Genomic DNA, 8,621 nt, shown 5'->3' with positions numbered 1-8,621 from the left:
TTCCCCTTTGAGGTGTCGGTTCCCCTTTGAGATGTCGGTTCTATAGTGAATTAATCAAAGTCATAGGCTTGCACGTCATAAAAGGGTGTGTGTGTGGGCTTTATATTGGTGAGTAATATTTAAAAAAAGACTGAAATGCCTCTTATGGACGCTCTCAAAGGTCAACGGCTGTTGTAACATGAGAGACAAATGGTATGATGATGCTCAGCTACTACTTTTATGAAGTGAAAAGGGGTATGAAGGTAAAGAAGGACGTGGTGTAACAAGGGACGGGCTTGATGCTTCACTTTACGGGGGCTATTATATCTTATTTACAGATACTGTTTTGAAATGAGCGTGGATGCGCTGGGAAATATTAAAAAAGTGCGTGAATGAGGGACACAAATGTATTCTGTTTTAGGAAGCCCTATTGTAACTGAAGAGGATATCTCCATTAAAAAATGCGATAAATAAAAGCATAAAATGTGTAATTTACATCAATTAATTGCCGTTGTCGTGGATGCTTTAAGCCCGTAAAGCTGAGGAGTGATGATGGATATTAGCTTTACTTCTTGAAATTTCATATTCTGCCAAAATAAAATTATATACGCATTGCGAAAATTACACAAAAAGAGATGGGTAATAGGCTCGCTTTTATTTTGCATATAAAAGCTGAAACGGTTTGCTCTTTATCGTTTTGGTTTCTGTTTTAAAATATGCGATTATATGAGGGATGGAAGTTGATTGACAGCGGGAATGGATTTTATGTGGCTTTCAGTTCTCATCGTTAAGGTTTTGGGGAACTATTGGGGGACAATAGAGGTTGGTTTAAAGAGGTTGGAAAATATCTTTGTGCTTAATAAACAGATGAGACATTTTGCTAAAAAAGGGGAAACTTTTCTTGTTCATTGTTTAAAATGCTCTTTTAAGAAAAAATATCAAAATAAGTATCAGGAACAGAGAGGCAATAGACAATTCCTTCTTGTGTCAATTTGAGAGAAGCTGAACCATTCACGGAAATGGGAACGATTTTTTCGAGAACGGCACTACCAAAACAGGCTTTTTTATTGTTTGTGGGAGGGATGCCGGATTCAAAATTTTCATGCCAAGTGATGATAAGTTGTGTTTTACCATTCAGTTTTGTTTCGATTTCACAGCGTACACAGATGCTCCCCTTTTCTTGGGAAAGGGCTCCAAAAGAAAGAGAATTGACAATCAGTTCATGAAAAGCCAAACCGATATGCAAAGCGGCATTGGGAAAAAGATAAGGATCGACGCCTTCAAGTGAAAAACGTTCTGTTTCTTTCATAAAATAGCCTAAAGCTTGCGTTTGGACCAATTCGCGAAATTGAGCACCACGCCAATCGGAATCAGTGATCAAATCTTGAGAATGAGAAAGAGAATGAAGACGACCTTGAAATTTTCGTAAAAAAACCTGAAGAGATTCAGTATAGCGGGCGGTTTGGCTGGCAATACTTTGAATGATCGCTAGAAGGTTTTTAGAACGATGACTGACCTCGCGAAGAAGGATTTTAAGCACTTGTTCACGGCGGCGTAAGCCGGAAATATTGACACCGGTGGTGATAATCCCAATAATGTCTTCGTTATCATTGCGGTGGCAATCAATAGAAAATTTGTACCAAATCTCTTGTTTATTTGTATCTTCAAAACGTGCTTCAACGGTTTGCATTTTGCCACTGGCTAAAACTTGCAGTTTGATGGTTTCCATATTGTCTGCAAGGTCAAGCGAAAAAAAGTCGCTGTCACGACACCCAACCCGCCATTTATGGTGCAAATGGTGTGGCAAATTTTCAGCCCATAAATAAACTAGATTTGTTGCCTGATAGAGAACGCAAATATCAGCACCACGAATCGCTTGCATGAGCGCACTCATATGAGATCTATCCATGGGAGGCTTTGAAAGAGGCGTAACGATCATAATTTTAAGATGTTACCCTGTTCTAAGCCGCTTTAGAAGCATTCTCTTGAAAAAATAAAGCTTGGGAAATAAGCGCTTTCACCATATCAGGGTTAAAAGGTTTGGTCACTAAAAAAGTTGGTTCTGGACGCTCGCCAGTGAGAAGCCTTTCGGGAAAAGCCGTGATGAAAATCACCGGTATACGGTCATTTTTCAAAATCTCGTTGACCGCATCAATCCCTGAACTGTTATCGGCTAATTGAATATCAGCCAAAATCAACCGTGGTTTTTTCTTATGATACATAATGACAGCTTCATCACGCGTGCGCGCTATTCCTACAACATGATGACCTAGGCTTTCTACCATTTGCTCAATATCAAGTGCAATAAGAGGTTCATCTTCAATAATCATTACTTCAGTGGCAATTTGTTGAGAAATATCAATGGATGCTTGGTTGAGAAGTTTGCGAAATTCTTTCGTATCCAGATTCATGATTTCGCTGGCGTCTTGTTCATGAAATCCTTCAACGGCAATGAGCAAAAATGCTTGGCGTGCACGGGGCGTGAGATAGGATAATTTGGCACTGGTTTTTTGTTCAAGACCAAATTGGGGCAGGGGTTCAGGGATGTTTGGTGTGGTTTGGTCAAAAAGATGGCAAAAAAGCCAATAGGTACCAATTCGGTCAGTGGAGGCTTTGGGAAAAATGGAGATGTCGGCAATGAGTGCTTCCAACATCGCTGAAACATAAGCATCGCCAGAGGATTGGCTACCGGTGACAGAGCGGGCAAAACGCCGAAGATAGGGAAGATGCGGGGCAATGCGCGTTGATAATGACATAATTTATAACTCCTTTGACCTTTCAAGCATTTTGTTGGTTGAAATTCTCAACCGATAAAAAAGTTCCTTGATTTGTATGGAACTTTTTACCGACAGCTATATTTACAACCATAAGGCGAAAAAATTCTTCGCGGTGCTACCAATAATATATGGATTAGGGGGATGAAAAATGAACGACCGTGATGAAAAAAATCTCACTACACAATTTACAGTTGGAGATGATCTTCTCGGGGTCAATAGCGAAATAGCACGGAAGTTACGTCAATTTTACATGGAAATTCAAGAAGAAGCACTGCCACGGTGTTTGCTTGAGCTTTTAGAGAAGTTGGAGCGCGCAGAGCAATTTGGCTTAAACAATGTGGAAAAGGTTTGAATCCTTTATGTCAAAGTGCGCGAAAAACTTTAAACAAGAACTCCTTTCTGTGTTGCCGGCTTTACGAGCTTTTGCTGTTTCTTTAAGTGGCAAGCACGATAAAGCCGAAGATTTGGTCCAAGATACTGTTATGAAGGCATGGGCTAAGCAAGATAGTTTTGAGATGGGAACTAATCTTAAAGCGTGGCTTTTTACCATTTTGCGCAATGAATTTTATAGTCAAATGCGTAAAAAGGGAAGAGAAGTTCAAGATACCGACGGCGTGTTTACTCAAAATGTCGCTGTTCATCCTGCTCAATATGGATCACTTGATTTGCAAGATTTCAAAAAAGCCTTAAATTTGCTTTCTGCCGATCAAAGAGAAGCCATTATTCTCATTGGCGCATCGGGATTTTCTTATGAAGATGCTGCGGCTATTTGTGGTTGTGCTGTTGGAACCATTAAAAGCCGTGTGAGCAGGGCGCGTAATCGATTACAAGAACTTCTTAATGTCAATGGTGAGTCTGATTATGGTCCTGATTCTTACTCAGCTGGAAGTACATTGTGTTCATTTAACGGCTAAAAAAGCATAATAATTATGATCGATAGCCTTGTTTTTTTTATTCCCGTTATAGCTATTACAGTAAAGTCAGTATCTGAGGGAATTCAGAAGTTTGGCGTGTATCTTTAAGAACACAAGAAAAGCCTGTATAAAACTTTCTCACGGGCTTTAGGTTTTATGTTCCATAAGGTTGCCTTCCTTTGTGCTGAAAAATGACGACTTTCAAGTTCGCCAATGGACATTCTATGACAACAAAAACAAATTTGATGCCTCAAATGCCTTCTTCTGATGCAACGATATCACGCTGGCGGTGGGGTGCGATTGTTGTTTCTCTTGTTATGGCTCTTTTGGCATCGGTTTTTATTATGTTGCTTTCAAATGCCGTTGATCGAGAAGTCGCACAGTTGAATACAAGTTCAGAATTGCGTGAACAGGCTGATTTGGTCCTTATTAGCTTGATTGATATGGCTGTTGCTGATCGCAGCTATGCAAAAACGCGCAAGGCGGAAGATAAAATACGTTTTGAAAATTCAGAGCGGGAGTTGGGGAATATTCTCGACTATATCGCACTTATTGTTTATGCGCATCCGCAGTGGTATAAATGGTTTACGGCTTTTAAAGAAGAGGTTGAAGCACGAAAAGCCTTTATGAGTGCCCATATGCATGCTCTTGATGCGATTTCTGAACAACCTTCTCAACTTTCTCATGCGGACTCTTTGGAAGTATCAAAAATTCCTGTAGCACGTTTAGCGCAATTGATGACAAGTTTTATTAATGGGGATGATGTGGTGCGCCAAAAACAGCGCGAGGGTATCGCATTGATGCGTGCTGCTTTAACATTGGCAGCTATTGTTTCTGTTGTCAGTACTTTTGTTTCGGCCTATTTTGTTATTAATCGTTTTCATCGTGATATGCGCTCTTTAAAATTGTATCAATTGCTGCTTCATAGTGAAAACATCGCTCTGGAAGCCCGCGTGAAAGAACGAACACAAGAATTAGAAAGAGCACGCAATCACGCTGAAAAAGAACGCCAACGGGTTGAAATATTGTTGCAGGATGCAAGCCATCGCATTGGCAATTCTCTTGGGACGGTGTCTTCTTTGTTGGGGCTCCAGTTAAACCGAAGCAAAAATGAAGAGGTCCGTTCTGTTCTAGGAGCTGCACGTGATCGTATTCAGACAATTTCTACAGCACATCGTCGTTTGCGCTTAAGTGATGATATGGAAACGACACTATTGGCAGAGTTTCTCAGTTCTGTTGTGCATGATGTCGAATTGGCAGTCCCTTTTGAATTGCGTGAAAACATCACCATTCACACCAACTTTAAAGAGTGTCGCCTGTCTTCAAGAGATGCGACAACACTTGGAATTATCCTTGGTGAACTGCTGACAAATTCCTTAAAACATGCCTTTCCTGATCAACGGTCCGGTCATATTTATATCTCCTTTGGTCCCCAGAAAGATGGACAATTGATGCTCATTGTAGAAGATGATGGCGTGGGAATGAAAAGCCAAACTTTAAAACAAAAAACAGGACTTGGTCGTGTAGTCGTGGAACAGCTCTGTATGCAATTTGGTGAAAAACCTCTGTTTGAAACTTCTGCTTTAGGAGGTACAAAAATTGTCATTCCTTTGCCAAAACTTAGCATGAATAGTTCAAAAAAAAGCTCTGACTGATTTTTAAAAGGGTAAATTTTCTCTTTGCTCGTGGTAAGCTGCCTTTCATTCATCGTGAATGTATGGGGAGGGCATCTTTTCACAAGAAGGAGGAAAAATACGGCTTCATAGCGCGAACACATCACTCTTTAATATTAAATTATCGATTGTCTTCAAGAGAAGCAACTTTGCTTCTTTATCTTTTGGTGTAATGTTTGATTTTCTCTCTTGTTGTTTTTTCGCTTTGTTTACTCCGATGATCAGCTTTCAAAATTCTCCTTTTTTGTATGTTTTATAGCTTTGAAGTGCTTAAGTTAAAATTTAAATTTATTTTGAATAAGTGCTCCTTTACGCTAATAATACTTATATTCGTAAGCTCTATTTCTTTGCGAATAGATTGTTTTTTCAAGTTTTATTATTTTTTGTAAGGGCTGTTAAAATTTTAAATATGGGGTGTTTTTGTAAAAGTGTGTAACGAATATTCTTAAGGTAAAACGTGCTCAGAAAGTTCATGAAACACTGTCCTTTAGGGTCATGAACAGCATAAGCATTCAATAGGTGGAATTTATTCAAAAAGAAGCCGGGTTGTTTATAGAATGGTATGGGTTTTAGAATCTTCATCCTTTAGCGGGCACCTCTTTGATTTGAGATTTTATTGCATGGAAAACAAAGGGATTTTTATCGTTTTGATAAAATAAACAAGAAGAGTTAACCTTTTGGGGTTTCATATTTTTTACTTTTCTATTGTGCGTAAACCAGAAAAGGGGAGGGCGTTTTATTTTCAATCATTGTGATGCGACCTTGGGTGGCGGCATATTTCGGCGTATTCTTTAATAGATATTTAAAATGCGGAAATCTCTTTGAGAAAAGTAAGCGCTCAAGCATATTTTTTAGATGTTTTGAGTTGTAAAAAGGTAGATGCTTTAAGTTTCTTCGGAGGGTGCTATTGGGCTGTTGATCAAGGCATCAATGTTGTTTTTTTCTTGTAGGAATGTTTGTAGGTCTTGATTGGTTAAGGCTTTGCTATCCGGTATACGAATGCGCATGGGATCAACTTTGACGCCATTGACAATGATTTCAAAATGACAATGGGGACCGGTTGCCATTCCTGTTGATCCAACATACCCAATAATTTGTCCTTGTCGTACTTTCACGCCTGGTTTGATGTCTGGTGCATAACGACTTTGGTGTGAATAACTGCTAATATACCCATTGGCATGTTGAATTTCCGTATGATTTCCATAGCCGCCTGTTACACCTACTTTTGTGACAATACCATCTCCTACAGCAATAATGGGTGATCCTTTAGGAGCAACCCAATCAACACCCGTATGCATGCGAATATAGCCTAAAATAGGGTGTTTGCGTGGGCCAAAGGGAGAGCCAAAAATGCCATTTGGTGTGGGTTTGCGCAACAAGAAAGGTTTTGAACTTTTCCCTTCAGAATCATAATAATCAACGCTTCCATCTTTTAATTGATAACGGTAATATTTATAAGTTGTATTCCCAAAAGTGGCGCTAATATAACGAATTTCTGGATCAGTGTTCTTGGAGGGTTCTTTGGCTTTTAAGTTCTTTTTGCCGTTTTGGGTTTCTTTATCGCTTTGTGGTATGGCATAAAATATTTCAATCTGATCATTGGGGGTTATCTGGCTTTTCATATCAATATTGGTGGCAAGCAGACGAATAAGACGATGAGAGAGAGATTGTGATATATTATGGCTTAGCAAAGCACTATAGAGTGCATCATAAGCCGTTGGTAATTGCGCGCTATTGATATAAGAATGTGGAATACCATTTTGAAAAGCCGTTTTAAGTGCTTTAGACATTTTAGGCTCTGTGCTTTCAATGAATTGGCCTTTATCATTCAGGGCAATGGTGAGAATATGATGCATTCCTTGATAGATACTTGCGCGTACGAGATGGTCTTCTTCTCCCGCTTGTGTCACGATGCCAATGCGTAAAAGGCTTCCCTCTTTAAGGGTATCGGAAAGGCTTATTTTTTCTAGCGTTTTTACAACCTGGTCAATTTGCTTTTTTGTATAATTGGTTTTTTTGAAAGCATCGGCTATCGTTTGTTTTTTACGAATAGGAATAATATCTTCAACATAGTTTTTCGTCAGATCGATACGGTGACTTTGAGGAGAAACGGTTACATTTTCTTGAACGATTCGAACTTCAGGGGATTCTGTACCTTGGGAAGGGGAGGATACATCTTCTAATTTTAAAGGATCAATCAATGTGAGAACTGAAAGAAGTTCGGAGCTCTTTTCTAAAGTAAATCCAGCTTTTTGCACTTCTTGTTGTGCCTCTTCATCTGTCAATGTGTCAGTGTCATCAAAATCGAATTGATTTACCTTAAAATCATAGCTGCGTAAGGTGAGTTTTGTTTCCACCTTTGCTCCATAAATCTGTCCAGAATCTTGTAGTTTAGCGTTTTGATTTGTCGAATCACTGGCAAGAATGCTTAAAGAATCAAATTTTGGATAGCTATATTTCTGGGGGCGCTTTTCGGCTAAAGCCATACGAATCCATTCAAAATGTTGTGTTTGAATGACTTTTTCATCGCCTTTTTTTTGTAGAATCGATAATTCAAATTGACGTTTTTTGTCAAAGCTTTGCCGTGCATGGGTGGGAGAAATGCGATCACCTTTATAGCCATTGGCTTCAAGATCTTGTGATTCTGATAGGTTTTCTTGCGTAAACCATTGTGGAGGGGTTACCAATCGCTGTTGTTCATCAAGAGCCGTAAAAAGTGCAATACCCATAAGAATGCAGGAAGTGATTCCTGTCAGAATGGTTCCTGTAAGCCAACGAGCAGAGACCTGTCGGCGTGCAGGCCGCAAGCGCTTGACGACAAGAGCAGGATCTTGTCCAGGATCGTTTTTTTGTTGTTCGTTATCCCACATAGATTTATAAGAGTACTTCTCAATATTAAATAAAGAAAGCTAGCTAGATAGCTTAGCATGCTTCTACAGGAATTTGATTCTTTTTACAAATTACAGATCATGCGAATTCTCTTTATACAGCAATGTCTTTATAAATCATACCTGTGTAGAGAAATCCTTTTGAATCAATATTAAAGTAAGGTAAAATAATCGCTCTTGAGATTAATTAATCCATGCATTTGATATTTTATGCCTTGCAATGGGATGCTATATTTTACTTTAAAGGCGCTATGCACTCTTTGAATTTCTTCTGTTTTCATGTTTTATTTTTATACGCTTCTTATTTTGCCTATAATGTCTTGAAATACAACCAGTTGTTTACAATATTTTATTTTAAAAAAAATAAAAAATGATATTGACTCTTTGGTT

6 protein-coding genes are annotated in these 8,621 nt (G+C 38.9%); 3 read left to right on the top strand and 3 right to left on the bottom strand.

Annotated elements, in window-relative coordinates; all coding sequences use genetic code 11:
• Nucleotides 1–904 precede the first annotated feature (904 nt).
• Together ACFINA_RS05855 and ACFINA_RS05850 are read right to left on the bottom strand one after the other, a co-directional pair.
• Entirely contained in the window at nucleotides 905–1,918 is a 1,014-nt protein-coding gene (locus tag ACFINA_RS05855; protein WP_375607014.1) for a sensor histidine kinase, read from the bottom strand.
• A 22-nt stretch (nucleotides 1,919–1,940) separates the two neighbouring features.
• Complete coding sequence (locus tag ACFINA_RS05850) at nucleotides 1,941–2,735, bottom strand: response regulator (RefSeq protein WP_375607013.1); 795 nt, start codon at nucleotides 2,733–2,735, stop codon at nucleotides 1,941–1,943.
• Between the two features lie 169 nt (nucleotides 2,736–2,904).
• On the opposite strand from ACFINA_RS05850, the gene ACFINA_RS05845 reads away from it, so the two are divergent.
• The 3 genes from ACFINA_RS05845 to ACFINA_RS05835 all read left to right on the top strand — a co-directional run bounded on the left by ACFINA_RS05845 (nucleotide 2,905) and on the right by ACFINA_RS05835 (nucleotide 5,325).
• Nucleotides 2,905–3,108 (top strand): NepR family anti-sigma factor, encoded by a 204-nt coding sequence (locus tag ACFINA_RS05845; protein WP_015856821.1) that lies wholly within the window; start codon nucleotides 2,905–2,907, stop codon nucleotides 3,106–3,108.
• A gap of 7 nt (nucleotides 3,109–3,115) precedes the next feature.
• Nucleotides 3,116–3,670, top strand: a complete 555-nt coding sequence (locus tag ACFINA_RS05840) for an RNA polymerase sigma factor (protein ID WP_375607012.1) — start codon at nucleotides 3,116–3,118, stop codon at nucleotides 3,668–3,670.
• A gap of 224 nt (nucleotides 3,671–3,894) precedes the next feature.
• On the top strand, nucleotides 3,895–5,325 hold the full coding sequence (locus tag ACFINA_RS05835; RefSeq protein WP_375607011.1) for a sensor histidine kinase: 1,431 nt from the start codon (nucleotides 3,895–3,897) through the stop codon (nucleotides 5,323–5,325).
• 902 nt (nucleotides 5,326–6,227) lie between these two features.
• On the opposite strand, the gene ACFINA_RS05830 is transcribed toward ACFINA_RS05835, so the two are convergent.
• Nucleotides 6,228–8,213 carry a M23 family metallopeptidase gene (locus ACFINA_RS05830; protein ID WP_375607010.1) on the bottom strand — a complete coding sequence of 662 codons (1,986 nt, stop codon included), beginning with the start codon at nucleotides 8,211–8,213 and terminating at the stop codon, nucleotides 6,228–6,230.
• Nucleotides 8,214–8,621 lie beyond the last annotated feature (408 nt).

This window comes from Bartonella sp. AC10YNML (assembly GCF_042196825.1).
Classification (GTDB): Bacteria; Pseudomonadota; Alphaproteobacteria; order Rhizobiales; family Rhizobiaceae; genus Bartonella.
Note: the sequence above shows the minus strand (reverse complement) of the source record. Positions and strands in the feature narration are given on the sequence as shown.

Coding starts and splice junctions, on each gene's coding strand:
- ACFINA_RS05855 (WP_375607014.1), bottom strand. CDS start 1,918: ATGATCGTTACGCCTCTTTCAAAGCCTCCCATGGATAGATCTCATATG.
- ACFINA_RS05830 (WP_375607010.1), bottom strand. CDS start 8,213: ATGTGGGATAACGAACAACAAAAAAACGATCCTGGACAAGATCCTGCT.
- ACFINA_RS05850 (WP_375607013.1), bottom strand. CDS start 2,735: ATGTCATTATCAACGCGCATTGCCCCGCATCTTCCCTATCTTCGGCGT.
- ACFINA_RS05840 (WP_375607012.1), top strand. CDS start 3,116: ATGTCAAAGTGCGCGAAAAACTTTAAACAAGAACTCCTTTCTGTGTTG.
- ACFINA_RS05835 (WP_375607011.1), top strand. CDS start 3,895: ATGACAACAAAAACAAATTTGATGCCTCAAATGCCTTCTTCTGATGCA.
- ACFINA_RS05845 (WP_015856821.1), top strand. CDS start 2,905: ATGAACGACCGTGATGAAAAAAATCTCACTACACAATTTACAGTTGGA.